This window comes from Massilia sp. LXY-6, assembly GCF_051233485.1.
GTDB lineage: Bacteria > Pseudomonadota > Gammaproteobacteria > Burkholderiales > Burkholderiaceae_D > Telluria.
The window spans coordinates 203,300-227,774 of sequence record NZ_JBKFGF010000026.1; the positions used below are offsets into that span (position 1 = coordinate 203,300).

Below are 24,475 nucleotides of genomic sequence, written 5' to 3' on the forward strand. Positions count from 1 at the left end.
TTATGCCCGCAACCAATGCAAACACTGCGGCCAAAGCCGCCGCCAGGCCTGATGCAAAGCCGGCCCAGAAAAGCATCGAAAGCAAGCTCGCCAAGCTCGGCCTGCGCACCGACATGGACCTGGTGCTGCACCTGCCGATGCGCTACGAGGACGAGACCGAGATCGTGCCGATTCGCGAGGCCTGCCTGCGCGGCGGCCATGTGTCGCAGGTCGAAGGCGTCGTGGTCAAGAACGAAATCACGTACAAACCGCGCAAGCAGCTGCTGGTGTCGATCGCCGACGAGACCTCCGACATCCAGCTGCGCTTCATGAACTTCTACGGCAGCCAGGTCAAGCAGCTGGCCGAAGGCACCCGCGTGCGGGCGCGCGCCGAGGTCCGCCACGGCTTCTTCGGCGCCGAGATGGTGCATCCGGTGTACAAGGTCGTCAACGAAGGCGCGCCGCTGCCGAGCTCGCTGACCCCGGTCTATCCGTCCGGCGAAGGGCTGTCGCAGACCGTGCTGCGGCGCGCGATCGCCGATGCCATGAAGCGCGTCGACTGGACCGACACCGTGCCGCGCGCGGTGCGCGAACGCCTGGAACTGGCCGAGTTCCAGCCGGCCGTACGCCTGCTGCACTACCCGCCGCCGGAAGTCGACGAGAACGCCCTGATCGAGCGCAGCCACCCGGCCTGGACCCGGGTGAAATTCGACGAGCTGCTGGCGCAGCAGCTGTCGCTCAAACGCGCCCAGCAGGCGCGCCGCGAAAAGGGCGCGCCCCAGCTCACGTCCGTCGGCGCGCTGTCCGCGGCGTTTCTCGAGGCTCTGCCGTTCAAGTTGACCAATGCCCAGCAGCGCGTGGTGCAGGAAATCAGCGCCGACCTGCGCGAGAGCTATCCGATGCAGCGTCTGCTGCAGGGCGACGTCGGCAGCGGCAAGACGGTGGTCGCCGCGCTGGCGGCGGCCCAGGCCATCGACAGCGGCTACCAGGCGGCGCTGATGGCACCGACCGAGATCCTGGCCGAGCAGCACTTCCGCAAGATCGCTGCCTGGATGGAACCGTTGGGCGTGAAGGTCGCCTGGCTGACCGGCAGCCTGAAAAAGAAGGAGAAGCAGGCCGCCAGCGACATGGCCGAGTCGGGCGAGGCGCATCTCGTGATCGGCACCCACGCCCTGATCCAGGACACGGTGCAGTTCGCGAAGCTGGGCCTGGTGCTGGTCGACGAGCAGCACCGTTTCGGCGTCGGCCAGCGCCTCCTGCTCCGCAACAAGGGCAGCGATGGCCTGGTGCCGCACCAATTGATGATGTCGGCCACGCCGATCCCGCGCACGCTGGCGATGACGTATTACGCCGACCTGGAAGTGTCGGTCATCGACGAGCTGCCGCCGGGCCGCACGCCGATCGTCACCCGCGCGATCGACCAGAACCGGCGCGACGAAGTGATCGAGCGCGTGCACGCCGCCGCGCTGGAAGGCCGGCAGGTGTACTGGGTGTGTCCGCTGATCGAAGAATCGGAAGCGCTGCAGCTGCAGACCGCCACCGACACCTTCGACACGCTGGCCGAAGCCCTGCCCGACCTGGTGGTCGGCCTGGTGCACGGCCGCATGAAGCCGGCGGAAAAGCAGGTGATCATGGATGCCTTCACGGCCGGCGAGGTGCACGTGCTGGTGGCAACCACCGTGATCGAGGTCGGGGTCGACGTGCCGAATGCCTCGCTGATGGTGATCGAGCATGCCGAGCGCTTCGGCCTGTCGCAGCTGCACCAGCTGCGCGGCCGCGTGGGACGGGGCTCGGCGGCCAGCGTGTGCCTGCTGCTGTACCAGAGTCCCCTCGGCCCGGTGGCCAAGCAGCGCCTGATGACGATGCGCGAGACCACCGACGGCTTCGAGATCGCGCGCCGCGACCTCGAGATCCGCGGCCCCGGCGAATTCCTCGGCGCGCGCCAGTCCGGCGAGGCCATGCTGCGCTTCGCCAACCTGGAAACCGACCAGTGGATCGTCGAACAGGCGCGCGACGTGGCGGCCTGGCTGCTGGGCTCCGACAAGCCGGAGGCGGAGGCGATCGTTGATGCCCACCTGTCGCGCTGGCTGGGCGGGCGGGAGGAATTCCTGAAGGTGTGAGTAGCAAAAACGCCGCCACCGCGCAGGCGGAGACGGCGTGTTCAGCTTGCGGGTGCCAGCCCCGCAGCTGGATTACTTGGCCGGAGCTGCCGGGGTGGCGGCCGTGGCAGGTGCGGCGGCGCTTGCCGGAGTCGCCGGAGTCGCCGGGGTGGCGGCCGCGGTGGTGGTGCTCTCCTTGCCGGTGTCGCCGGCATCGGTCTTCACCTTGTGCGAGGACTTGGCCTTGGCGTGCTTGGCATGCTTGGTATGCTTGGTGTGGGTCGTGGCGACCTTTTTGTCGGTCTTGACGACAGCCGTCGGAGTGCTCGAATCCGGGGTCGTGGCCGGGGCCGGGGTCTGGGCGAATGCAGCGGTGGCGAACAGACCGGCGATCAGGGCAGCGATGGTGTTTTTCATGATGAAGGGTCCTCAGTAGTTTTAGGGTTCAGTGCACATTCGCATGTCACTTGTTCCCTTAACGGGGCCGGCTAGCTGCCTGTTGACGGACCTTACAAACGCTTACTCGGCTGACAAGTGCTTACAAGCCGGCAGCATTACCGATTATTCCGCGATTCCTGCCGTCCGTCGCAAACGGATGGCCCGCCGCATCGGCATTCCCTACAGTGCGCTCGTCAATACAACAACAACGAGACCAGCCATGCATGCCACGCACGACACCGAGCCCCCTGTTCCCTTCGCCATCGCCTGCGCCGTCGGCCAGTTCCTGCTGACGATCCTGATCCTCAAGTTCGGCTTCAGCCTGGCCCCGCCGGAGGCCTACGGCAAGGTCAAGCTGGTCGCCTTCGCCTCGACCATCCTCTACCCGCTGGTGCTGGCCCATGCCTTCGGGCTGTGGAAGCGGCTGGCGCTCGGCCTGGACCGCATCCGTCCCGAGCCGGTTTTCCTCGCCAGCCTGTCGACCGCCGCGCTGTTCCTGCCCTGGGGCCTGCGCAGCGTTGACGCCGGCAAGGTCCTGTCCGACGTCACGATCCAGTTCTTCAACGCCTTCGGCGAAGAGCTGCTGTTCCGCGGCGTGATCTTCGCGCTGCTGCTGTCGCTGCCGGTGTGGCGCGGCATCGTGCTGAACGGCCTGCTGTTCGGCGCCATGCACCTGATCCACGGCTTCATGGGCACCGACTGGAAGACCGCCTGCTGGCAGATGCTGGTGACCTCGATCGCCGGCATGATGTTCACCGCCGTGCGCTACCGCACCGGCAGCCTGTGGCTGTGCGTCATCCTGCACATGGCGCTGAACCTGTGCATGATCTACTCGAACGTGCATGGCGCCGCCGAATCGACGGTGTTCATGGTGGAGCGCGGCGCCAACGTCATCGAGATCGCCCTGGCGGCCTGGGTGATCTTCAGCGCCCGCCGGACCGGGACGGCGCCGGCCGCGGCCTGAGGATTCATTCGGCCCTGCGACGCAGGCGCCTTGTGGTCCGAGACCGGGATGGCGAAAAGTAGCGGCCGGCCTGCCCGCGGTGTCAAACAAATAAAAAAAGCCCGCATCGCGCGGGCTTTCTCATCGTGCCGAGGACCGATTACTTGGCCGGGGTGGCGACAGCCACCGTGGTGTCCTTGTGGGCTTCGGTCTTGGTCGCGGTTTTATGCTCGGCCTTGGCATGCTTGGCCTCGGCCTTGGCGTGCTTGGCTTCGGCCTTGGCATGCTTGGCATCGGCCTTGGCTTCCTTCACGTCGGCCTTCGCGGCTTCCATGGTTTCCTTGGCGTCGGCCTTGGCTTCCTTGACGTCGGCCTTGGCCGCCAGCTTGGTGTCCTTCACGTCGGCTTTCGCGGTCTCTTTGGTAGCCTTGACGTCGGCCTTCGAGGCAGCCTTGGTCTCTTTCACGTCAGCCTTCGCAGCCTGCTTGTCTTGCTTGGCTTCGGCCTTCGCCACTGCCGGCGTCGCGGTAGCGGACGGGGTGGTGCTTGCAGGAGTCTGTGCTGCGAATGCTGCGGTAGCGAACAGGCCGGCGATCAGGGTAGCGATGGTCTTTTTCATGATGTGGTCCTTAGTGTTGGTCTCGGGTTCAGTGCACGTCTGCGTGTCACTTGTCCCTAAAACGCGGCACCCCACTGCCCTGTTGACGGTCCTTACAAAAGCTTACCCCGCTGACAAATGCTTACAACTCGGCCGTATGCGTCCGGACCTCAGAAACCGTAGCCGTGCCAGGCGTCCTTGAAGTCCTTCGCACGGGCGTCCACGACTTCCGGGCGGGCGCGCAGCCACTGCACCACCGCCTCGCGGTCTTCTTCGCCGGGCGAGCCGCGCTCGATGTTGGCGATCACGCCCTCGGTCTCGCTGAACGGCTCCTTGCCGCCGAAGCCGCCGCCCAGCAGGCCGCGCTGCTCGAGGAAGCCGAAGAAGTCGTTGATGAAGTCGTGGTACGGCTCGCCGCGCATGGGGCTGTGGAACACCAGTTCGATGTCGAAGCAGTGCTCCTTGAATTCACCGACGCGCAGCTTCTTGCGCTGGCGCGGAGTCAGGCGCCGCATGCGGCCGATGGAGCGGGGGTCGCGTTTCATGGTGTTTCTCCTTGTTGGTTATTCGTTTGCTGCGGCCTGGTCGGCCGCATAATGCACGCCGATCTGGCGCCGCACTTCATCCATCACGCCCATCAGGGCCAGCGTGTCGTCGTGGGTCATGCCGGGGCTCTCGATCAGGCCCGCCTGCCAGCAGCGCTGGGCCTCGATCGCCTCGTGCACGTAGCCGTTGCCGACGAAGGGCGTAGGCACGGTGCGCGAGATGCCGTCCGCGCGCGACACCGTCACGGTCTGGGCGCGGTGGAACATGGTGTTCATGCGTACGTGTCCGCGCTCGCCGGCGATCGTCAGCTCGCTCGGCAGGCGCGCGCGCAGCGAGCAGCTGCACATCGACATGCCGCCGTCGCGGTGGCGCAGCACGAAGCCGGTCTGCTCGTCGACGCCGGTCGGGCCGATCTCGGCCTGCGCCGCCACCGAGGCCACGGGGCCGAGCAGCGCCACCGCGATCGACAGCGGATAGATGCCCAGGTCGAGCAGCGCGCCGCCGCCCAGCACCGGGTTGAACAGGCGGTGCTCGATCCCGAACTCGGCCTTGAAGCCGAGATCGGCGATCACCTGGGTGACCTTGCCGATTTCGCCGGAGTCGATCACGTGGCGCACTTGCGCCAGCGCCGGCATGAAGCGCGTCCACATCGCCTCCATCAGGAACAGCTTTTTCGAACGCGCCAGCGCAACCAGTTCCTCGGCTTCCTGGCGGTTCATCGTAAAAGGCTTCTCGCACAACACGCCCTTGCCCGCGTTCAGGGCCAGGCGCACGTTGTCGACGTGGGCCGGATGCGGCGTGCCGACGTAGATCAGGTCGACGTCGCCGGCGGCGGCGGCCAGCGCTTCATACGAGCCGTAGGCGGCGCCACCGAATTCGTCGGCGAAGGCTTGCGCGCCCTCGCGCGTGCGCGAACCGACGCCGGCCAGCACCGCGCCCGGGGTGTCCTTCAATGCGTTGGCGAAGGCCTTGGCGATCTTGCCGGTGCCGAATATGCCCCAGCGAACCATGTCACTCATGTTTTCCTCCCATGTCTGCTCAGGTCTGGTCCTTGGCCGGCCGCTTCGGCCGGAATACGGTCTGGTCGAGGTAAAACGCGTCGTCCTGTCCCGGCCACCAGCCGGGCACGCCCAGCACCGGCAGCGGCGTGAAGGCGGAGGTGCTCAAGCCCTCGCTGCAAAGCTGGCCGGCCACCTGCAGGTCGATCCAGGCGCGCCGGTCTTCCCAGCCGAGGCCGAACCAGGCGTCGGGCGCGAACAGGACCCGCGTGTGCGCCGTGATCGCCTTGCGCGGCGCCACCAGCTTTTCCATCAGGGCGTGGCCGAACAGCCAGAGGTCGGCATCGGCATCGGCGCCGAACAGCGCGCGCCGCGCGTACAGCGTGTCGTGCCACTGGTGGGCGCGCAGGCCCTCGACCAGGGAACGGCCGGCATCGCCGTCGCGCACCACCAGCAGGGCGGCGTTCTCGTCGAAGATGGTGGCGGCGTCGCGTGCCGGCCCGCGCGACTTGCCGACGCCGGCGCTTGCTATCTGCGCCGCCTGCAAGGCGTTCAGCTCGCGCTTGATGAGCGGGAAAGTCTGCCACACCAGGCCATTGAAGAAGTCGTGCAGGTTCTCGCGCGTCGGCACGCAGCCGGTGGCGCCGATGAATTCCTCGTAGGCGGTGTCGGGCGGCAGCGTGGCCTGCGGCACGAAGCGGATCGGCCGGCCGTGGTGGTTCTGCAGCGCGAGCCGGGCCGCGTTGGCATTGAACCGATCAATGAACGAGGCGTCGATGAAGCTGCCGGCCGGCGCCAGGCGGTCGAAGGCCGGACGCACCGCGCCGTACCACGGCCGCGTCCAGTCGATCTCCGGGAGGTCCGGGACCATGCGCCCTCTTACAGCATCTTCCAGTGGATCTGCGTGCCGGCGTCGAGCGGCACCAGCTGGTGCTCGCCCATCGGCACGCTGGCCGGGATGGTCCAGGCTTCGCGCTTGAGGGTGACGGTGCCGGAGTTGGCCGGCAGGCCGTAGAAGCTCGGGCCGTTCAGGCTGGCGAAGGCTTCGAGCTTGTCCAGCGCGCCCGCCTGTTCGAAGGCGGTCGCGTACAGCTCCAGCGCGTGCAGGGCGGTGTAGCAGCCGGCGCAGCCGCAGGCGCTTTCCTTGGCGTGCACGGCGTGCGGGGCGGAGTCGGTGCCGAGGAAGAAGCGCTCGTCGCCGCTGGTGGCGGCGGTCACGAGCGCCAGGCGGTGTTCCTCGCGCTTGAGCACCGGCAGGCAGTAATAGTGCGGATTGATCCCGCCCTTGAAAATCTCGTTGCGGTTGTACAGCAGGTGGTGGGCCGTGATGGTGGCGGCGATCGGGCCTTCGGCCTCGGCCACGTACTGGGCGGCGTCGCGCGTGGTGATGTGCTCGAACACGATCTTCAGTTCCGGGAAATCGCGGCGCAGCGGGCGCATCACGCGCTCGATGAACACGGCTTCGCGGTCGAACAGGTCGATGTCGCTGTCGGTGACTTCGCCGTGCACCAGCAGCGGCATGTCGACTTCCTGCATCACTTCCAGCGTCTTGTAGCACTTGCGCAGGTCGGTCACGCCGGCCGCCGAATTGGTGGTGGCGCCGGCCGGGTACAGTTTTACCGCGTGGATGAAGCCGGTGTCCTGGGCGCGGCGGATCTCGTCCGGGTCCGTATTGTCGGTCAGGTACAGGGTCATCAGCGGCTCGAATTGCATTCCCGCCGGCAGCGCGGCCAGGATGCGCGCGCGGTAGGCGGCAGCGTCGGCGGCGGTGGTGACCGGCGGCTTCAGGTTCGGCATGACGATCGCGCGGGCGAACTGGCGCGCGGTGTGCGGCAGCACGGCGGCCATGGCGGCGCCGTCGCGCAGGTGCAGGTGCCAGTCGTCGGGGCGGATGAGGGTAAGGGTGTCGGGGGATTCGATGGTGGACATGGCGGCTCTCGGATTACGGACCCCGACATTTTACCCGCAGGGATCGAAGCCGGCACGCACTGGCCGACGCGCACGATTCATTTCCAAAAAGCATCAAAACCGCCGCAAACGATAGAATTGTATATCTGTCCATGAAAACTTCCTATGGCCTTCGACTTCGACACCATCGTGCCGCTGGCATTCATCATCACGTTTGCCTATACGGTGTTCGGCCTGACCGGATTCGGCTCGTCGATCACGGCGATGCCGCTGCTGGTGCAGTTGATCCCGCTGCGCACGGCGGTGCCGCTGATGCTGGTGTTCGACCTGAGCGCAGGCCTGCTGCTGGGACTGAAGAACCTGCGCCTGATCGAGCGCCGCGAAGTGCTGCGCATCCTGCCCTTCATGCTGGCCGGGATGGGCCTCGGCGTGCTGGCCCTGATGAAAGCGCCCGAGCGCAGCCTGCTGCTCGTGCTGGGCCTGTTCATCCTCGGCTATTCGGCCTGGAGCCTGCTGCGGCGCGGCGTCCCCCGTCCGCTGGGCGCCGGCTGGGTCCTGCCCTTCGGCCTGGTCGGCGGCATGTTCACCGCCATGTTCGGCACCGGCGGGCCGTTCTACACGATCTACCTGACCCGGCGACTGGCCGACAAGCTGGCGCTGCGGGCCACCATCAGCGGCACGATCTTCTTCAGCGGCCTGGCACGCCTGGCGTTGTTCTCGAGCGCCGGCCTGTACCACGACCGCAGCCTGCTCATGCTGGCTGCCATGCTGCTGCCGTGCGCGCTGGGCGGCCTGTGGCTGGGCAACCGGCTGCACGCGATCCTGCCGGCCGGGCGCGTGGTGCAAGCCATCTGGGGGGTGCTGGTCCTCGGCGGCGCCAGCCTGGTGCTGCGCAACCTGTGAGCCCCGGTCGGCCTCAGTGAATGATCCGTGCCAGGAATTCGCGCGCCCGTTCCGATGTCGGCGCGTTGAAGAAGTCGTCCTTGGCGCTTTCCTCGACGATGCGGCCCTGGTCCATGAACAGGACGCGGTCGGCCACCTTGCGCGCAAACCCCATCTCGTGGGTCACCACCATCATGGTCATGCCTTCCTGGGCCAGGCCGGTCATCACGTCCAGCACCTCGCCCACCATCTCCGGGTCGAGCGCCGAGGTCGGCTCGTCGAACAGCATCGCCACCGGGTCCATCGCCAGGGCGCGCGCGATCGCCACCCGCTGCTGCTGGCCGCCCGAGAGCTGGCTCGGAAACTTGTCCTGGTGCGCCAGCAGGCCGACCCGCTCCAGGTACTTCAGGCCGTTGGCGGTCGCCTCCTCGCGCGAACGCTTCAGGACCTTGATCTGGGCCAGATTCAGGTTGTCGCGCACCGACAGGTGGGGAAACAGCTCGAAGTTCTGGAACACCATGCCGATCCGGGCGCGCAGCGCCGGCAGGCGGGTCTTCGGGTCGCCGACGGAAGTGCCGTCGACGTGGATGCTGCCCTGCTGGAAGGGCTCGAGGCCGTTGACGGTCTTGATCAGGGTCGACTTGCCGGAACCGGACGGCCCGCAGACCACCACCACGTCGCCGCGTGCGACCCGGGTGCTGCAGTCGCTGAGCACCTGGAAGCTGCCGTACCACTTGCTGACCTTGTCGATTTCAATCATGTGCTTAGGTATGTGATTCGAAGCATTTGGGCGTGCTTGACAGCACCATCAGCCCCTAGGATACTGCGGAACTTGTCAATATCATCAGTAGCAACACGTACATCGGGTAAAAGCCACCTTATTGTGCCTGATAATGTTGCCTGAGTAGCCCGAGAAGCAGGACGGACGATCTCCGTCACCTGTTTTTGCCTGCACCTGCGCCGCCGTCACCAGAAGGAAGCCCTATGAACAATCGAAACCGCCTGACCACTTACATCCTCGTGGGGCTGGTGCTCGGCATCGCCGCCGGCTATATCGCGCATAATTACCTGGCAAACCCGTCCGGCTTCGCCGACACGATGTCGCTGGTGACCACGCTGTTCCTCCGCCTGATCAAGATGATCATCGCGCCGCTGGTGTTCTCGACCCTGGTGGTCGGCATCGCCAAGATGGGCGACGCCTCGGAAGTCGGCCGCATCGGCATCAAGGCGCTGGGCTGGTTCGTGATCGCCTCGATCCTCTCGCTGACCTTGGGCCTGATCCTGGTGAACCTGTTCCGTCCGGGCGACGCGATGGCGGCTGCCGGCCACCTGCCGGCCGTGACGGAATCCTCGGGCATCGCCGTCACCGGCCTGACGCTCAAGGAATTCATCACCCACCTGGTGCCGACCTCGATCGCGGACGGCATGGCCAAGAACGAGATCCTGCAGATCGTGATCTTCTCGATCTTCTTCGGCACCGGCGCCGCCGCCGTGGGCGCGCGCGCCACCCCGCTGATCGACGCCATCGACGGCGCCGCCCACGTGATGCTGAAGGTGACCGGCTACGTCATGAACTTCGCCCCGGTGGCCGTGTTCGCGGCGGTCGCCAGCGTGATCGCCAAGAGCGGCGTCGGCGTGCTGTCGACCTATGGCGTGTTCATGGGCGAGTTCTACCTCGGCATCGCACTGCTGTGGATCGTGCTGATCGCGATCGGCATCCTGTTCGTCGGCCCGCGCATCCTGCAGCTGCTGCGCGAACTGCGCGAACCGACCATCCTGGCCTTCACCTGCGCCTCGTCGGAAGCGGCGTTCCCGAAGACCCTGGAAGGCCTGGAGCGCTTCGGCGTGAAGAACCGCCTGGCCGCCTTCGTGCTGCCGATCGGTTATTCGTTCAACCTGGACGGTTCGATGATGTACTGCACCTTCGCCACCATCTTCATCGCCCAGGCCTACGGCATCGAAGTGCCGCTGTCGACCCAGCTGACCATGATGCTGGTGCTGATGCTGACCTCGAAGGGCATGGCCGGCGTGCCGCGCGCCTCGCTGGTGGTGATCGCCGCGACCCTGAACCAGTTCCACATCCCGGAAGCCGGCCTGCTGCTGCTGCTGGGCATCGACCACTTCCTGGACATGGCGCGCTCGGCCACCAACGTGATCGGCAACGGCATCGCCACCGCCGTGGTCGCGAAATGGGAAGGCGAACTGACCGACCCGAAGGCGGCCGGCAAGGACATCGCCACCGCGCCGCTGCGCTGATTTTTTTACGTCGTCCCCGCGCAGGCGGGGATCCAGGTCCTGCGTGCGCTAACGAAACGCACGCAGGCTTGGGTCCCCGCCTCCGCGGGGACGACGCTTTTAAGGAGACCACATGACCTACCTGAAATCCGCGCGCTCGTTGTTCGCGCTGTTCCTCTGCCTGTTCGTCCTGGCGGCCCAGGCCCAGACCGCGGCCGCCAAGCTGCCGAACGTCGTCATCCTGGCCACCGGCGGCACCATCGCCGGCACCGGCGCGACCAGCACCACCACGGTCGGCTATACCGCCGCCACGGTCGGCGTCGACGCGCTCATCAAGGCCGTGCCGGAACTGCAGAAGGTGGCGCACGTCAGCGGCGAGCAGGTGTTCCAGATCGCCAGCGAAAACATGGGCAACGAGCAGTGGCTGGTGCTGGCCAAGCGCGTCAACGCCCTGCTGGCCCAAGCGGACGTGGACGGCATCGTGATCACCCACGGCACCGACACGATCGAGGAAACCGCCTACTTCCTGAACCTGGTGGTCAAGAGCCGCAAGCCGGTGGTGGTGGTCGGTGCGATGCGTCCGTCGACCGCGATCTCGGCCGACGGCCCGATCAACCTGTACAACGCGGTACTGACCGCCGGCAGCCAGGAGGCGGTCGGCAAGGGCGTGCTGGTGGTGATGAACGACCAGATCAACGCCGCGCGCGAGGTCACCAAGACCAACACCGTCACCACCGACACCTTCAAGTCGCCCGAACTGGGCATGCTCGGCTACGTGGTCGGCAACCAGCCGCACTTCTACCGCGCGTCGACGCGCAAGCACACGGCCGACACCGAGTTCGACGTCAGCAAGCTGAATGAACTGCCGGCCGTGGAGATCGCCTACAGCTACGCCAACGTCGGCCCGACCGCCGTCAACGCCTTCGTCGTCGCCGGCGCCAGGGGCCTGGTCCACGCCGGCGTGGGCGACGGCAGCCTGCCGACCAAGCTGCGCCCCGCCCTCTCCGCCGCGCGCGAAAAGGGCGTGATCATCGTGCGTTCGAGCCGCGTCGGCCAGGGCATCGTGGCGCGCAACGGCGAAGCCAACGACGACCAGCTGGACTTCGTGGTGTCGGATACGCTGAATCCGCAGAAGGCCCGCATCCTCCTGATGCTGGCGCTGACCAGGACCACGAACACCAAGGAGATCCAGCGGATGTTCTATAGCTACTAAAATTCAGCTGGCGCTCGTCCGGAACGAAAAAGCCGCTCTTCCGGGCGGCTTTTTCACATCTCTATTTCGCGAACAGCTGCGCCGGATCCTCGAACGCCTTGATCTCGATGGCGTTGCCCGACGGGTCGAGGAAGAACATGGTGGCCTGCTCCCCGACCTTGCCCTTGAAGCGCACCTGGGGCTCGATGATGAAGTGCATGCCCAGCGAGCGCAGGCGTTCGGCCAGCGCTTCCCACTCCTGCATCGGCAGCACGGCGCCGAAGTGCCGGACCGGCACCTGGTGCCCGTCCACTTCGCTGGTGCTGCGCGATGCGCATTCCTCCGGTGCCAGGTGGGCGACGATCTGGTGTCCGTAGAAATTGAAATCGATCCATTCGGGAGAACTGCGTCCCTCGCTGCAACCCAGGATCGTTCCATAGAATGTCCGCGTTTCTTCCAGGTCGCGGACCGGGAAGGCCAGGTGGAATGGGTGCAAAGCCGCTGTCATGAAAACTCCTTTCAGAACATCTTCATTATCCCCACCTGGACGGCGCGCTGGGACGTCTGCTTCGTCGATGGGACCAGAGCCCCATCATAGCGGTTGAAGTCGATTTCCGCATACAGGTTGGTCAGCTTGGAAAAATTGTAGCTGCCGCCCACCAGGGTCAGGTCGCGCCGCCCGCCGCCGCCCAGGCCGTCGTAGTCCGAGCGATAAAAGGCCGCGGTGAGTTCCAGCGGCACGTTGACCTCGTAGTTCACGCCGGCGAAGCGCGTCTCGTTCTGGTAGGTACCGGCCGCCGCGGTCTCCTGGCGTTCGCGCGACAGGCCAGCCTTGACGGTGAAGGCGCGGATCTTGACGCCGCCGCCGACGACGAAGGCGTGATTATCGAAGCCGGTCGTGGTCTGCTTGTCCGTGTAGGCGCCCGCCGCCAGCAGCATCCCCTTGGCATAGCTGAAGCCCACCGCCTTCGCCGTGCCCTTGCTGCTGTCGCCCGCGACTTCGCCCGGCGCGTATTCGGCGCGCACGGTCAGCCCGTCGAAGCTGCCGCTGTACTGGATGTCGTTGTTGAAGCGGGTGCCCGACGACGACGATGCACTCAGGCCGGCGTTTTTCGCGGCCGTCGGCAGCGTCGTGCCTGAGCCCGAGGACAGCGGCACGATCGGCGTGTAGTGGTGGTCGAAGGGATCGAGGAACTTCTCGGTCTTGAAGCCGATCGTGTACTGGTGGCCGACGTCGAGCGAGCCCCAGCTCCCGCCCAGCCCGACCGCGGCGGTACGGTTGAACAAAACGTTGGAGGTGTTGTCCAGGGCGCCGGTCTTGCTGTTGAAGCCGTTCTCGAGCTGGAAGTGCGCGTTCAGGCCATTGCCGAGCTGCTCCACGCCGCGGAAGCCGAGCCGGTTCGAATAGTAGTTGCCGGAGGTCGTAGTGACCATGCCGTGGCCTTCGGCGTCGACATTGGTCTGGTAACGCAGTCCGCCGTCGATGGAGCCGTAGACGGTCACGCTGGCCTGGGCGAATGCGGCGGCAGGGAACAGGGCCGCGAGGGCCAGCATCAGGGTAGCTTGGGTTTTCATTGTCTCGTTATTTATGGATGTTATTGAAGGCAGAGGGCGGGGGGCGCCCCCGGCCGGGACGTGACCGGCCCCCGGCCGGCTGCCGGTGAAAAAACAACAGGAGGGTGCGACGGTCGTCAATGACGGCCGTCGCAGAGAGCCGCGGCTTACGCGGTGGCCTTGGCCGCCGCCTTGCGTGCCGCCTGGCTGGCGTCACTGCTCAGCGACAGGAGGATGAGGACACTGGCCACGGCCAGGCCGGCGATCGGCAGCAGCGCCAGCGCATAGCTGCCGGTCTCTTCCTTGATCCAGCCGTAGACGTTGACCATGAGGCCGCCGCCGATCAGGTTCGACGTGGCGTTGATCGCGGCCAGGCCGGCTGCCGCTGCCGACGGCGCAATCCAGGTCGAGCTCAGCGCCCAGAACGGTCCCTTGAAGGAGTAGGCGCCGACCAGCACGCAGGACAGCAGGAACACCGTCGGGATCAGCGAGCGGGTGGCGGAAGTGAGCAGCATGCCGCCGGCGATCAGGAGCAGCGGAATGGCGGTATGCCAGCGGCGCTCGCCCTTCTTGTCCGAATGGCGGCCCCACAGGATCATCAGCACCGAGGCGATCACATACGGCACCGAGTTGACCAGGCCGGTCTGCATGACGGTCAGGCCGAAGGATTTGAGCAGCTGCGGTTGCCACACGTTGAGCACGGTGCCGGCAGCCGAGGCGGCCGAGCAGACCAGCGCCATGCCCAGCACTTCCTTGGTACGGAACAGCTTCCAGACCGACACGCGGCCAACGCTCTTCTTCTCGTTGCGTTCCTTGTCGAGGCGCGCGGACAGCCAGTTGCGCTGCTCATCGCTGAGCCACTTCGCCTGCTCGGGACGGTCGGTCAGGAAGCACAGGCAAACGAAACCCAGCAGCACTGTCGGCAGGCCTTCGAGAATGAACAGCCAGTGCCATCCACGCATGCCGAGCATGCCGTCGGTCTGGAGCAGCAGCGCCGAAATCGGCGAACCGATGAAGCTCCCCATCGGCACCGCCACCATGAAGGTAGCGATGATGCGCGCACGGTAGGCGGCCGGGAACCAGTAGGTCAGGTACAGCACCACGCCGGGGAAGAAGCCGGCTTCGGCTGCGCCCAGCAGGAAACGCATGAAGAACAGCGAGTTCTGGCCCTGCACGAAGGCGGTGCCGGCCGATACCAGGCCCCAGGTGATCATGATGCGGGCGATCCACTTGCGCGCGCCGTACTTCTGCAATGCCAGGTTGCTCGGCACTTCGAAGAAAAAGTAGGCGATGAAGAACAGGCTGCCGGCAAAACCGAACACCTTCTTGGTGAGGCCGAGGTCGTCGTTCATCTGCAGGGCGGCCATGCCGATGTTGCCGCGGTCGATCAGGGCCAGCAGGTAGCAAACGATCAGGAAGGGAATGATGCGCCAGGTCACCTTGCGCATCGTTTCCGCCTCGAGGCGGGGATGATTGTCGATATCGTTCATGTCGTCTCCCGATACTGTAAGGGTTTAAGCGCGTCTTGGGTGCGCGCTTGTGGTTTTTGTGTGACGTCAGGCCTGTTGTTGCAGGACCGCCAGCACGTTGCTCGCTGCCGCCGTGCCCATGCCGACATACGCATCGCTGGTCACGCCGCCGATGTGCGGCGACAGGATGGCATTCGGGAGTCCGGTGAACGGATGGCCCGGGGCGAAGGGCTCGACCTGGAAGCTGTCCAGGCCAGCCGCACGCAAGGCGCCGCTGCGCAGGGCAGCCGCCAGCGCCGCTTCGTCGATCAGGCCGCCGCGCGCCGTGTTGACCACGATCGCACCCGGGCGCATGGTCGCCAGCGTGGCGGCGTTCAGCATGTTGGCGTTGTCCCTGGTGAGCGGGCAATGCAGCGACAGCACGTCGGCGCCGGCGATGACGTCAGGCAGTGGCAGCAGCTCGACGCCTTCCGGGGCTGCCTTGGCGAACGGGTCGTGCGCGATGACGCGCATGCCCAGCGCGCTGCCGACCGTGGCGACGCGTGCGCCGATCGCGCCCAGGCCCACCAGGCCGAGCGTACGGCCTTTCAGTTCCAGGCTCTTGTGGGTGGCCTTGTCCCAGTGGCCTTCGTGCATGCGGCGATCAAGCGCCGGCACGTCCTTGGCGCAGGCGAAGATCAGCGCCCACGCATGTTCGGCCACGGCCGCTGCGTTGGCACCGACCGCCGCCTTGACGGCGACGCCATGCCTTGCCGCCGCGTCCTTGTCGATGGTGTCGGTGCCGGAGCCGTGCTTGGAGATCACGCGCAGGCGGGTGCAGGCGCCGATCACTCGCTCGGTGATGCGGCCGTAGCGCACGATCATCGCGACCGGCTGGTGCTGGCGGCACAGGGCCACCAGATCGTCCTCGGTCGGCGTCTTGCCGGCGTAGACCAGTTCGTAGGACGACAGCAGCGCGACGGCTTTGTCGGCCAGGTCGGCGCCGGTCACCAGGACCACGTCCCGTTCAGGCTGCTCCTTGAGGACGGCGCTCACAGCGTTTCTCCTTCGGCCAGCACGCCGGCCTTGCGCAGGGCACCGTCGAGCCAGGTCGGACGCAATTGCGCGCCGCTGCGGATGCCTTGCAGGCGCGTGGTCTCGTTGTCCAGCTTTTTACGGGCCAGTTCCAGCACCGCTGGCACCTTGGCGGGTTCGACGATCACGACACCGTCGGCATCGGCCACCACCAGGTCGCCCGGCTGCACGGTCACGCCGCCCACCGACACCGGCCAGTTGATGCGGCCCGGCGCCAGCTTGTTCGGGCCGTTCGGGTTGGCGCCGGTGGCGTACAGCGGGAAGCCGAGTGCGCGGATCGCTTCGGTGTCGCGCACGGCGCCGTACACGACGATACCGGCGATGCCCATCGCCATGCATTGCGAGACCATGATCTCGCCCATCAGCGCGCAGGATTCGTCGCCCTTGCCGTCGATGACCAGCACGTCGCCCGGCCTGGCGATCGCAATCGCGGCGTGGATCATCAGGTTGTCGCCGGGGCGCACTTCGACGGTCACGGCCGGCCCGGCCAGGCGCATGGTCGGCGCCAGCGGGGCGATGCGGCTGCTCAGGGCACCGCGGCGGCCGGCGACGTCGGCCAGGATGGAAGACGGGTACTGGGCGGCGCGTGCGACCAGTTCGGAGTCGATGCGCTCGATCTCGCGGATCACGTCGGGTGGAGTGGTATGGCTCATGGAATGTCCTCGTCGTTAGTGAGAAACAGCCACGGAAAGAAACGTGCGCGGTACGGCGCGAACAACGCGGGGTGCCATCGATGTCTCCTCCGATGCGGCTGCTTTGTTGGTCAGCAGGTCTTGTATGAGCCGAGTATAGGAAGAGCAATCTATAATGTATATTCACTTAATTTTCTAATTCTTAAACTTTCAGGAATATATTGTGGACTTTCGCGACCTGAAGTATTTCGAGATGATCGCCACCGAAGGCAGCTTGGCGCGGGCCGCCGAGCGCCTGCACCGTACCCAGCCGGCGCTGACCAAGTGCATCGACCGGCTGGAAGACGACCTGGGTGCGAAACTGTTCGAAAAGGATGGGCGCGGCATGCGGCTGACCGCCGCCGGCGAGGTATTGGTGCGGCGCACGCGCCAGATGGCGATCATGGTGGAGGAGACGGCGCGCGAGATGCAGGATTATGCCGGCGGCCTGCAGGGCAAGGTCCGCATCGGCTGCCTGCCGACGCTGGCGGAGCACATGATGCCGCGCGTGTTCGAGCAGCTGCTGCTCGAGGCGCCGGCGATCTCCATCAACCTGAGCGTGGCGATGAACGACAATCTGCTGGCCAGCCTGCGCGACGGGGAACTCGACCTGGTGGTGGGACCGATGCTGGACAATGATGCCGACATCGTGTGCGAGCAGATCGCCGAGGACACGGTGGTCGTGATGGCGAGCGAGAACCACCCGATCTTCGACGCGCCGTGCACCCTCGCCGGCCTGCTGGACTACAAGTGGATGCTGCCGGCGCGGACGGTGGCGTCGCGCCAGTGGCTGGACCAGACCTTCGAGCGCCATGGCCTGCCGCGGCCGCAGGTGCAGATCGAACCGAACGTGCTGAACGCGATCCTGCCGATCCTGGAGAAGACCTCCTTACTCGGGTTTGTCTCGCGCTTCAACCTGGTCTCGGGCCGGGCACGCGTGCGCGAAGTCGTCCTGGCCGAGGCCCAGATGAAACGCCGCCTGGGCCTGAGCTGGCGGAAGAACGGCTATCTGTCGCCGGCAGCAGTGCGGATCGTGGAGGTCCTGCGCGTGCACGGGAAGGAGCTGCAGCTCCTTTAAACGAGGGCGTGCCCCTGCAGGCGCGTCAGGATCGCCAGCGGGCTGGACTCCTTGTCGTACTGCTGCATCGGCGACAGCTGCAGCGTGTGCTCCAGCATGTACTGGCCCGACATCACCGAGTGCGAGGCCTGGTCCGAGAAGCACACCCAGGCGCAGCCGGGCGGGAAGCCGAAGGTCACCTGGGGCGCGTTCTTCTGGTAGTCGAGGTCGGACTTCATGGCGTCGTGCAGCTGCAGCATCAGGTGGTCGTATTCGCTGCGCAGCGACTTGGTCACGTGCAGTGCGGCCAGGGCCTTGGCCTGCCAGGCCACATAGGGTTTTAGACGCGGCAGGAAGCGCCGGGCGACGTCCTCGAACGGCTCGCCCACGCGCCACACGCGCGGGGTCCCCTCCAGGTTCACGTTGGCGAACACGCGCAGCAGGCGCTCGCCGCGGTTCGGGCGCGAGGGGAAGGCGTCGACGTGAAGGCGGCGGTCGTCGGCGCGCCAGGACTGGACCCGGGTCTCGACCTTGGCCGGGCGGAAGCTCACCGACCCGCGGCGCAGGTGTTCGCTGTAGCGCGGCACCAGGTTCCCCAGCAGGCCCTCGGCCTCGGCGCGGAAGCGGCCGATCATGCCGGCCATCAGGGCCTGGGTGGCGTCGTCGCCGAGCGCGCCCTTCAGCCGGCCAGCAGGGTCGAGGCTGATGTTGCGGGTCTTGGGGTCGCGGATATCCTCGCGGAACAGCGCCAGCTCTTCCTTCTTCGGCGCGAAGCCATGCTCGGCGAAGTTCGGGAAGTACAGCACCTTGCCCGCTTCCAGCGCGGCGATCCAGGCCGGATTGCCGTGGCCGACCTTCGTCATGTCGATCTCGACGATCTGGTTTTCCATCCTTGTCTTTCCTAGTCTTGTTCCAGTTCCAGCGGCTTCGAGGCCAGCTCTTCGTCCTGCCTTGCCTGCTGCCGGTCCCACATCTGTTTATACAGCCCGTTCTGCGCGATCAGCTGCCCGTGCGTGCCGCGTTCGACGATGCGGCCGTGGTCGAGCACCAGGATCTGGTGGGCGTCGGCGATGGTCGACAGGCGGTGCGCGATCACGAGCGTCGTGCGCTGCTTCGCGATTTCCTTCAGCTGCGCCTGGATCGCCTGTTCCGACTTGGAATCCAGCGCCGACGTCGCTTCGTCGAAGATCAGGATCGCCGGGTTCTTGAGGAGCGTGCGCGCGATCGCCACGCGCTGTTTCTCGCCGCCGGACAGCTTCAGGCCGCGCTCACCCACCATTGTCGCATAGCCGTCGGGCAGGCTTTCGATGAAGTCGTGGATGGAGGCCGCGCGCGCCGCCGCCACGATGTCCTCGCGGCTGGCGCCGGGGCGGCCGTAGGCGATGTTGTATTCGATGGTGTCGTTGAACAGCACCGTATCCTGGGGCACGATGCCGATCGCGTGGCGCAGCGATTCCTGGGTCACGCTGCGGATGTCCTGGCCATCGATGCTGATCGCTCCCTGCTGCACGTCGTAGAAGCGGAACAGCAGGCGCGACAGGGTCGACTTGCCGGAGCCGCTGTGGCCGACCACGGCGGTGGTGGTGCCGGCCGGGATGGTGAAGTCGACGTCGAACAGGATCTGGCGCTTGGGGTCGTAGTTGAACTCGACGTGCGAGAACTCGACCTTGGCGCCGCCCGTGAGGAGCGGCCTGGCATCGGGAGCATCGGCCACTTCGCGGTGCTGCGCCAGCAATCCGAACAGGCGCTCCATGTCGGCCAGGCTCTGCTTGATCTCGCGGTAGATCACGCCCAGGAAGTTGAGCGGAATGTACAGCTGCAGCATGAAGGAGTTGACCAGCACCAGGTCGCCGAGGGTCATGGTCTTGTCGATCACGCCCTGAGTCGCACGCCACAGGATGGCGGTGACGGCCGCGGCGATGATCAGCGACTGCGCGCTGTTGAGAAAAGAAAGCGAAGTCTGCGAACGCACCGCGGCCCGCTCGTAGTCCTGCAGTCCTGCGTCGTAGCGCTTCGCTTCGTAGTCTTCGTTGCCGAAGTACTTCACGGTCTCGAAGTTGATCAGCGAGTCGATGGCCTTGGTGTTGGCCTTCGAATCGAGCTCGTTCATCGTGCGCCTGAAATGGGTGCGCCACTCGGTGACGACGATGGTGAAGGTGATGTAGGTGACCAGCGCCACGGCGGTGATGATCGAGAACCACTTATCGTAGTGCAGCACCAGGTAGCCCAGCACCAGCGTGATCTCGACCAGGGTCGGCAGGATCGAGAACAGCGAATACGACACGAGGGAGTTGACGCCGCGCGTGCCGCGCTCGATGTCGCGCGTCATGCCGCCGGTCTGGCGGTTCAGGTGGAAGCGCAGCGACAGCGCGTGCAGGTGGCGGAACACCTTCAGCGCGATGGTGCGCACCGCACGCTGGGTCACGCGGGCAAATAAAAATTCGCGCAGCTCGGTGAACAGCGTGGTCGAGAAGCGCAGCGCGCCGTAGGCGACCAGGGCGCCGAGCGGCAGCACCAGCAGCGCCTGCGGGTTGGACGGGTCGATGCTGAGCCGGTCGACGATGTTCTTCAGCACCAGCGGCACGCCGATGTTGGCCACCTTCGCGCCGATCAGGCACAGCAGCGCGGCCATCACGCGCCATTTGTAGACCCACAGGTAAGGCATCAGCGTGCCGATGGTCGCCCAGTCGTTGCGTTTGGCATTCGGATCGGCAGCCGGTGGCAGGGATGAGCTTGGAGGAGAGCGTCGCATGACAGGGATTCTTTATTTATGGTTCAATCTGGGACGATTGTAGCTTTTACCGAGATTTCAAGATGACCCAGCCAGAAAACCAGACCCCGTCCACGACCCGCCTGCCTGAAGGAAAGATGCCGGTGCTGCGGATGATGCCGGCGCCGTCCGACGCGAATGTCTACGGGGACGTGTTCGGCGGCTGGATCATGGCCCAGGTCGACGTGGCCGGCTCGCTGCCGGCGGTGCGCCGCGCGAACGGCCGCGTGGCCACCATTGCCGTGAACTCCTTCCTGTTCAAGAACCCGGTGTTCGTCGGCGACCTGCTGTCCTTCTACGCCGACGTCGTCAAGGTCGGCAATACCTCGATCACCGTCTACGTCGAGGTCTATGCCGAGCGTAACCGCCTGCAGACCAACGTCGTGAAAGTCACCGAGGCCACCCTCACCTACGTCGCGACCGGCCCGGACCGCAAGCCGCGCCAGCTGCCGCCGCTGGAATCCCTTTTCGCCGAATAAGACGCGGATCACAGCACGGATGGAGCCGCGCCGCCGCCTGTTCCTGCTGGATGCGGCGCGCCTTGCCGCGGCCGTCACCGCCTCGGGTGTCCTGCGGGCCGCGCCGGTCAATCGCGCCGGCTACCCGTTCAGCCTGGGCGTGGCGTCCGGCTCGCCGCTGCCGGATTCGGTCATCCTGTGGACCCGCATCCTTCCCGATCCGCTGGATGCCGGCTCGGCGCCCAGGCTGGCGGTGCCGCTGCGCTGGGAAGTCGCGCACGACGAGGCCTTCCGCGACATCGCCGCGCGCGGCAGCGCGATCGCCACGCCCGAGCTGGCGCACAGCGTGCGCGTGAACGTCACCGGCCTGCAGCCGGGTCGCTGGTACTGGTACCGCTTCATGCTGGGCGACGCCGTCAGCCCGGTCGGCCGCACCCGCACCGCACCGCCCGCGAATGCGATGCCCGGCCTGCTCAAGCTGGCCGTGGCCTCCTGCCAGCACTGGGAATTCGGCAGCTATGCGGCGCACCGCTACATCGCAGGGGCCGCGCCCGACCTGGTCGCCTTCCTCGGCGACTACATCTACGAATGGGGCGCCTTCCAGCTGCAGCATCCGCAGCGCGCCGTGCGCCAGAACGAATCGTTCACGTTGGCGAGCTACCGCCAGCGCTACGCCCAGTACAAGACCGATCCGGACCTGCAGGCCGCCCACCTGGCCGCGCCCTGGATCGTGACCTGGGACGACCACGAAGTCGCCAACGACTACGCCGCCGACCGCGACGAGCGTTTATCGCCTGATTTCGCAGCGCGGCGCGCGGCCGCGTACCAGGCCTTCTACGAACATATGCCGCTGCGCCTGCCGGCGCCGCAAAACTTCGGGAATGTGCGCATGTTCCAGCGCTATGACTGGGGCCGCCTGGCGCGCTTCCACGTGCTGGACGACCGCCAGTACCGCGCCCATGAGGTGTGCCCCCGCAGGGGCCTGGGCGGCTCGAATTCGGTGGGCCCGCGCGCCTGCCCTTCCCTGCTGGATCTGTCGCGCAGCATGCTGGGCCTGGAGCAGGAAACCTGGCTGGAGGACGGCCTGGCAAGTTCGAAGGCACGCTGGAACATCCTGGCCCAGCAGACCCTGATGGCGCAGTCGACCCAAGTGCCGATCACGGAGCCGGACGGCGGGCGCTTCTGGACAGATGGCTGGGACGGCTATCCGGCGGCGCGCCGGCGCCTGCTCGACACGCTGCTGAAGACCCGCGCGAGCAATCCGCTGGTGCTGGGCGGCGACGTCCACACGTTTTACGCGGGCGAGCTGCGGCGGGACTTCAACCAGCCCGTATCGAAGGACAATCCGGTCATCGCCACCGAGTTCGTCGGCACCTCCGTCACCTCGAGCTCGCGCCCGCAGCAGCGCACTTCGCAATACGTGGCGATGAACCCGCACATCAAGTTCGGGCGCAGCGACAAGCGCGGCTACATGCTGATGGAGGTGACACCGCAGGAGACCAGGACCCGCTTTATGGGCCTGGACGAGGTGCGGGACCCGAAGACCGTGCAGCGCGAGCTGGCGGCCTTCAGGGTCGAGGATGGCACGGCGGGCGTGGAGCTTACGTCAATTTGACCCGACGATCAGGCAGTCTGCTTCTCATCCCTTAACTCGCGCCGCAGGATCTTGCCGACGTTCGTCTTCGGCAGCGACTCGCGGAACTCGATGAACTTCGGCCGCTTGTAGCCGGTCAGCTGTTCCTTGCAGTAGTCGAGCAGGTCTTCCTTGCTCAGCGCCCTGTCCTTCCTGACCACGTACAGCTTGACCGCCTCGCCCGAGTGCTGGTCCGGCACGCCCACGCAGGCCACTTCCAGCACGCCCGGATGGGCCGCCACCACCTCTTCGACCTCGTTCGGGTACACGTTGAAGCCCGAGACCAGGATCATGTCCTTCTTGCGGTCGACGATCTTGATGTAGCCCTGCTCGTTCATGATGCCGATGTCGCCGGTCTTGAAGAAGCCGTCGGGCGTCATGACCTTGGCCGTTTCGTCCGGACGCTGCCAATAGCCGGCCATCACCTGCGGGCCGCGCACCGAGATTTCGCCGGCGGTGCCGAACGGGACTTCGTTGCCGGCTTCGTCGAGGATGCGGATTTCGGTGGACGGCAGCGGCAGGCCGATGGTGCCGGTGAAGTCGGTGATGTCGCAGCGGTTGGCGGACACCACCGGCGAGGTCTCGGACAGGCCATAGCCCTCGACGATCGGGACGCCGGTGAGCTGGAGCCACTTGTCGGCCACCGGCTTCTGCACCGCCATCCCGCCGCCCGGGCAGACCAGCAGGCCCGAGAAATCGAGGCTCGCGAAGTCCGGGTGGTTCACCAGGCCGTTGTACAGCGTGTTCACGGCCGGGAACACGTTGATGCGGTAGCTGCGCAGCTCCTTGATGAAGCCGCCAATGTCGCGCGGGTTCGGGATCAGGAGGTTCATGCCGCCCGTGCGCAGGCCCAGCAGGGCGCAGACGGTCAGCGCATAGATGTGGTACAGCGGCAGCGCGCACACGAACTGCAGGTCGGCGCCGGCCTTGGCTAGCGTCGGCGCGAACCAGGCCTCGTTCTGCAGCACGTTGGCGATCACGTTCCTGTGCGTCAGGACCGCGCCTTTCGACACGCCGGTGGTGCCGCCGGTGTACTGCAGGAAGGCGATGTCGTCATGGCCGGCCTGGACCGGATGGAGTGTCTGGCGCGCGCCTTCCGCCAGCACGCGCTTGAACGGCACCGCGTTCGGGATGGACCAGGCCGGCACCATCTTCTTGACGGTGCGGACCACGAAGTTGACGACCAGGCCCTTCGCGCCCAGCAGGTCGCCCATGCTGCCGACGATGACGTGCTTGACCTTGGTCTGGCCCACCACGTCGGCCACCGTGTGCGCGAAATTCTCCAGCACCACGATGGCTTCGGCGCCCGAGTCGTTCAGCTGATGCTGCAGTTCGCGCGCGGTGTACAGCGGGTTCACGTTGACGATGGTGTAGCCGGCGCGCAGCACGGCCGCCATCGCCACCGGATACTGCAGCACGTTCGGCAGCATGATCGCCACGCGCGCGCCCGGCTGCAGGCCGCGGCTCTGCAGCCACGCGGCCATCTGGCCGGACAGGCGATCGAGTTCGGCAAAGCTCATGGACTTGCCCATGCAGGCGTAGGCGGGGCGAGCCGCGTACTTGCGGAAGGCTTCCTCCAGCAGGTGCGTGAGGGAGCGGTATTGCGTCCAGTCGATCTCCGCCGGTACGCCCGTCTCGTACGACTCCAGCCAGAATTTGTCCATGTTGTTACCTTCCTTGTTTCAACAAACGTCGTCCCCGCGCAGGCGGGGACCCAAGGCAGAACTTGGGTCCCGCCTGCGCGGGGACGACGGTACTTCATCTAACTATGCCGCCTGCTTTTCCTCGCGCAGTGCGCGGCGCAGGATCTTGCCGACGTTGGTCTTCGGCAGTTCGCTGCGGAATTCGATGTACTTCGGCTTCTTGTAGCCGGTGAGCTCGCGCTTGCAGTAGTCCATCAGCTGTTCGGCCGTCAGGGCCGGGTCCTTCTTGACCACGAACACCTTGACCGCCTCGCCGGAATGTTCGTCC

The 24,475-nt window shown here is 66.2% G+C and carries 24 protein-coding genes; 8 read left to right on the forward strand and 16 right to left on the reverse strand.

Translation table 11 applies throughout. The features are described 5' to 3' along the window. Positions 1-2 precede the first annotated feature (2 nt). Positions 3-2,099, forward strand: coding sequence for an ATP-dependent DNA helicase RecG (recG, locus tag ACI48D_RS13775; RefSeq protein WP_435571794.1), 2,097 nt, complete (start codon positions 3-5; stop codon positions 2,097-2,099). 72 nt (positions 2,100-2,171) lie between these two features. Here the strand turns inward: recG and ACI48D_RS13780 are convergent, their stop codons facing one another. After that, positions 2,172-2,495, reverse strand: coding sequence for a hypothetical protein (locus ACI48D_RS13780; RefSeq protein ID WP_435571795.1), 324 nt, complete (start codon positions 2,493-2,495; stop codon positions 2,172-2,174). 241 nt (positions 2,496-2,736) lie between these two features. Here ACI48D_RS13780 and ACI48D_RS13785 point away from each other — a divergent pair, with 241 nt between their 5' ends. After that, positions 2,737-3,480, forward strand: coding sequence for a lysostaphin resistance A-like protein (locus ACI48D_RS13785; protein WP_435571796.1), 744 nt, complete (start codon positions 2,737-2,739; stop codon positions 3,478-3,480). A gap of 139 nt (positions 3,481-3,619) precedes the next feature. Here ACI48D_RS13785 and ACI48D_RS13790 read toward each other — a convergent pair whose 3' ends face one another. From ACI48D_RS13790 to pyrC, 5 genes are all read right to left on the reverse strand, one after another. Then, on the reverse strand, positions 3,620-4,078 hold the full coding sequence (locus tag ACI48D_RS13790) for a hypothetical protein (protein ID WP_435571797.1): 459 nt from the start codon (positions 4,076-4,078) through the stop codon (positions 3,620-3,622). A gap of 149 nt (positions 4,079-4,227) precedes the next feature. Next, on the reverse strand, positions 4,228-4,602 hold the full coding sequence (locus ACI48D_RS13795; protein ID WP_435571798.1) for a 50S ribosome-binding protein YggL: 375 nt from the start codon (positions 4,600-4,602) through the stop codon (positions 4,228-4,230). 18 nt (positions 4,603-4,620) lie between these two features. Next, positions 4,621-5,622 carry a Gfo/Idh/MocA family protein gene (locus ACI48D_RS13800; protein ID WP_435571799.1) on the reverse strand — a complete coding sequence of 334 codons (1,002 nt, stop codon included), beginning with the start codon at positions 5,620-5,622 and terminating at the stop codon, positions 4,621-4,623. 19 nt (positions 5,623-5,641) lie between these two features. Then, positions 5,642-6,472, reverse strand: a complete 831-nt coding sequence (locus ACI48D_RS13805) for a DUF3025 domain-containing protein (RefSeq protein ID WP_435571800.1) — start codon at positions 6,470-6,472, stop codon at positions 5,642-5,644. An 8-nt stretch (positions 6,473-6,480) separates the two neighbouring features. Next, positions 6,481-7,530 (reverse strand): dihydroorotase, encoded by a 1,050-nt coding sequence (gene pyrC, locus ACI48D_RS13810; protein ID WP_435571801.1) that lies wholly within the window; start codon positions 7,528-7,530, stop codon positions 6,481-6,483. A gap of 144 nt (positions 7,531-7,674) precedes the next feature. Between pyrC and ACI48D_RS13815 the strand changes: the two genes are divergently transcribed. Continuing rightward, the gene (locus ACI48D_RS13815; protein ID WP_435571802.1) at positions 7,675-8,412 is read left to right on the forward strand and encodes a sulfite exporter TauE/SafE family protein; all 738 of its coding nucleotides are present in this window, start codon (positions 7,675-7,677) and stop codon (positions 8,410-8,412) included. A 13-nt stretch (positions 8,413-8,425) separates the two neighbouring features. Here the strand turns inward: ACI48D_RS13815 and ACI48D_RS13820 are convergent, their stop codons facing one another. Then, positions 8,426-9,151, reverse strand: a complete 726-nt coding sequence (locus ACI48D_RS13820) for an amino acid ABC transporter ATP-binding protein (RefSeq protein ID WP_435571803.1) — start codon at positions 9,149-9,151, stop codon at positions 8,426-8,428. A 224-nt stretch (positions 9,152-9,375) separates the two neighbouring features. Between ACI48D_RS13820 and ACI48D_RS13825 the strand changes: the two genes are divergently transcribed. Both ACI48D_RS13825 and ACI48D_RS13830 read left to right on the forward strand, forming a co-directional pair. Next, a complete protein-coding gene (locus ACI48D_RS13825; RefSeq protein WP_435571804.1) occupies positions 9,376-10,647 on the forward strand; it encodes a dicarboxylate/amino acid:cation symporter in 1,272 nt (423 codons plus the stop codon). 112 nt (positions 10,648-10,759) lie between these two features. Further along, entirely contained in the window at positions 10,760-11,839 is a 1,080-nt protein-coding gene (locus ACI48D_RS13830; protein ID WP_435571805.1) for a type II asparaginase, read from the forward strand. A gap of 61 nt (positions 11,840-11,900) precedes the next feature. Here ACI48D_RS13830 and ACI48D_RS13835 read toward each other — a convergent pair whose 3' ends face one another. The 5 genes from ACI48D_RS13835 to ACI48D_RS13855 all read right to left on the reverse strand — a co-directional run bounded on the left by ACI48D_RS13835 (position 11,901) and on the right by ACI48D_RS13855 (position 16,568). Continuing rightward, positions 11,901-12,326 carry a VOC family protein gene (locus ACI48D_RS13835; RefSeq protein ID WP_435571806.1) on the reverse strand — a complete coding sequence of 142 codons (426 nt, stop codon included), beginning with the start codon at positions 12,324-12,326 and terminating at the stop codon, positions 11,901-11,903. A gap of 11 nt (positions 12,327-12,337) precedes the next feature. Continuing rightward, complete coding sequence (locus ACI48D_RS13840) at positions 12,338-13,393, reverse strand: porin (protein WP_435571807.1); 1,056 nt, start codon at positions 13,391-13,393, stop codon at positions 12,338-12,340. Between the two features lie 146 nt (positions 13,394-13,539). Continuing rightward, a complete protein-coding gene (locus tag ACI48D_RS13845) occupies positions 13,540-14,862 on the reverse strand; it encodes an MFS transporter (protein WP_435571808.1) in 1,323 nt (440 codons plus the stop codon). A gap of 66 nt (positions 14,863-14,928) precedes the next feature. Next, positions 14,929-15,876 (reverse strand): hydroxyacid dehydrogenase, encoded by a 948-nt coding sequence (locus tag ACI48D_RS13850; RefSeq protein WP_435571809.1) that lies wholly within the window; start codon positions 15,874-15,876, stop codon positions 14,929-14,931. Beyond that, on the reverse strand, positions 15,873-16,568 hold the full coding sequence (locus ACI48D_RS13855) for an RraA family protein (RefSeq protein WP_435571810.1): 696 nt from the start codon (positions 16,566-16,568) through the stop codon (positions 15,873-15,875). The genes ACI48D_RS13850 and ACI48D_RS13855 overlap by 4 nt, the downstream gene beginning before the upstream one ends. A gap of 202 nt (positions 16,569-16,770) precedes the next feature. Between ACI48D_RS13855 and ACI48D_RS13860 the strand changes: the two genes are divergently transcribed. After that, positions 16,771-17,664: a LysR family transcriptional regulator gene (locus tag ACI48D_RS13860; RefSeq protein ID WP_435571811.1), complete on the forward strand. Its 894-nt coding sequence runs from the start codon at positions 16,771-16,773 to the stop codon at positions 17,662-17,664. Here ACI48D_RS13860 and ACI48D_RS13865 read toward each other — a convergent pair. After that, complete coding sequence (locus tag ACI48D_RS13865) at positions 17,661-18,533, reverse strand: Kdo hydroxylase family protein (RefSeq protein ID WP_435571812.1); 873 nt, start codon at positions 18,531-18,533, stop codon at positions 17,661-17,663. The two genes, ACI48D_RS13860 and ACI48D_RS13865, sit on opposite strands and share 4 nt — an antisense overlap. An 11-nt stretch (positions 18,534-18,544) precedes the next feature. Continuing rightward, positions 18,545-20,395 carry an ABCB family ABC transporter ATP-binding protein/permease gene (locus tag ACI48D_RS13870; RefSeq protein ID WP_435571813.1) on the reverse strand — a complete coding sequence of 617 codons (1,851 nt, stop codon included), beginning with the start codon at positions 20,393-20,395 and terminating at the stop codon, positions 18,545-18,547. A 62-nt stretch (positions 20,396-20,457) separates the two neighbouring features. On the opposite strand from ACI48D_RS13870, the gene ACI48D_RS13875 reads away from it, so the two are divergent. Together ACI48D_RS13875 and ACI48D_RS13880 are read left to right on the forward strand one after the other, a co-directional pair. Continuing rightward, a complete protein-coding gene (locus tag ACI48D_RS13875; RefSeq protein WP_435571814.1) occupies positions 20,458-20,892 on the forward strand; it encodes an acyl-CoA thioesterase in 435 nt (144 codons plus the stop codon). A gap of 19 nt (positions 20,893-20,911) precedes the next feature. Beyond that, complete coding sequence (locus ACI48D_RS13880) at positions 20,912-22,486, forward strand: alkaline phosphatase D family protein (RefSeq protein ID WP_435571815.1); 1,575 nt, start codon at positions 20,912-20,914, stop codon at positions 22,484-22,486. 8 nt (positions 22,487-22,494) lie between these two features. Here ACI48D_RS13880 and ACI48D_RS13885 read toward each other — a convergent pair whose 3' ends face one another. Continuing rightward, positions 22,495-24,168 (reverse strand): long-chain-fatty-acid--CoA ligase, encoded by a 1,674-nt coding sequence (locus ACI48D_RS13885; protein ID WP_435571816.1) that lies wholly within the window; start codon positions 24,166-24,168, stop codon positions 22,495-22,497. A gap of 102 nt (positions 24,169-24,270) precedes the next feature. Continuing rightward, the coding region (locus ACI48D_RS13890; RefSeq protein ID WP_435571817.1) for an AMP-binding enzyme at positions 24,271-24,475 on the reverse strand (205 nt) is incomplete at its 5' end.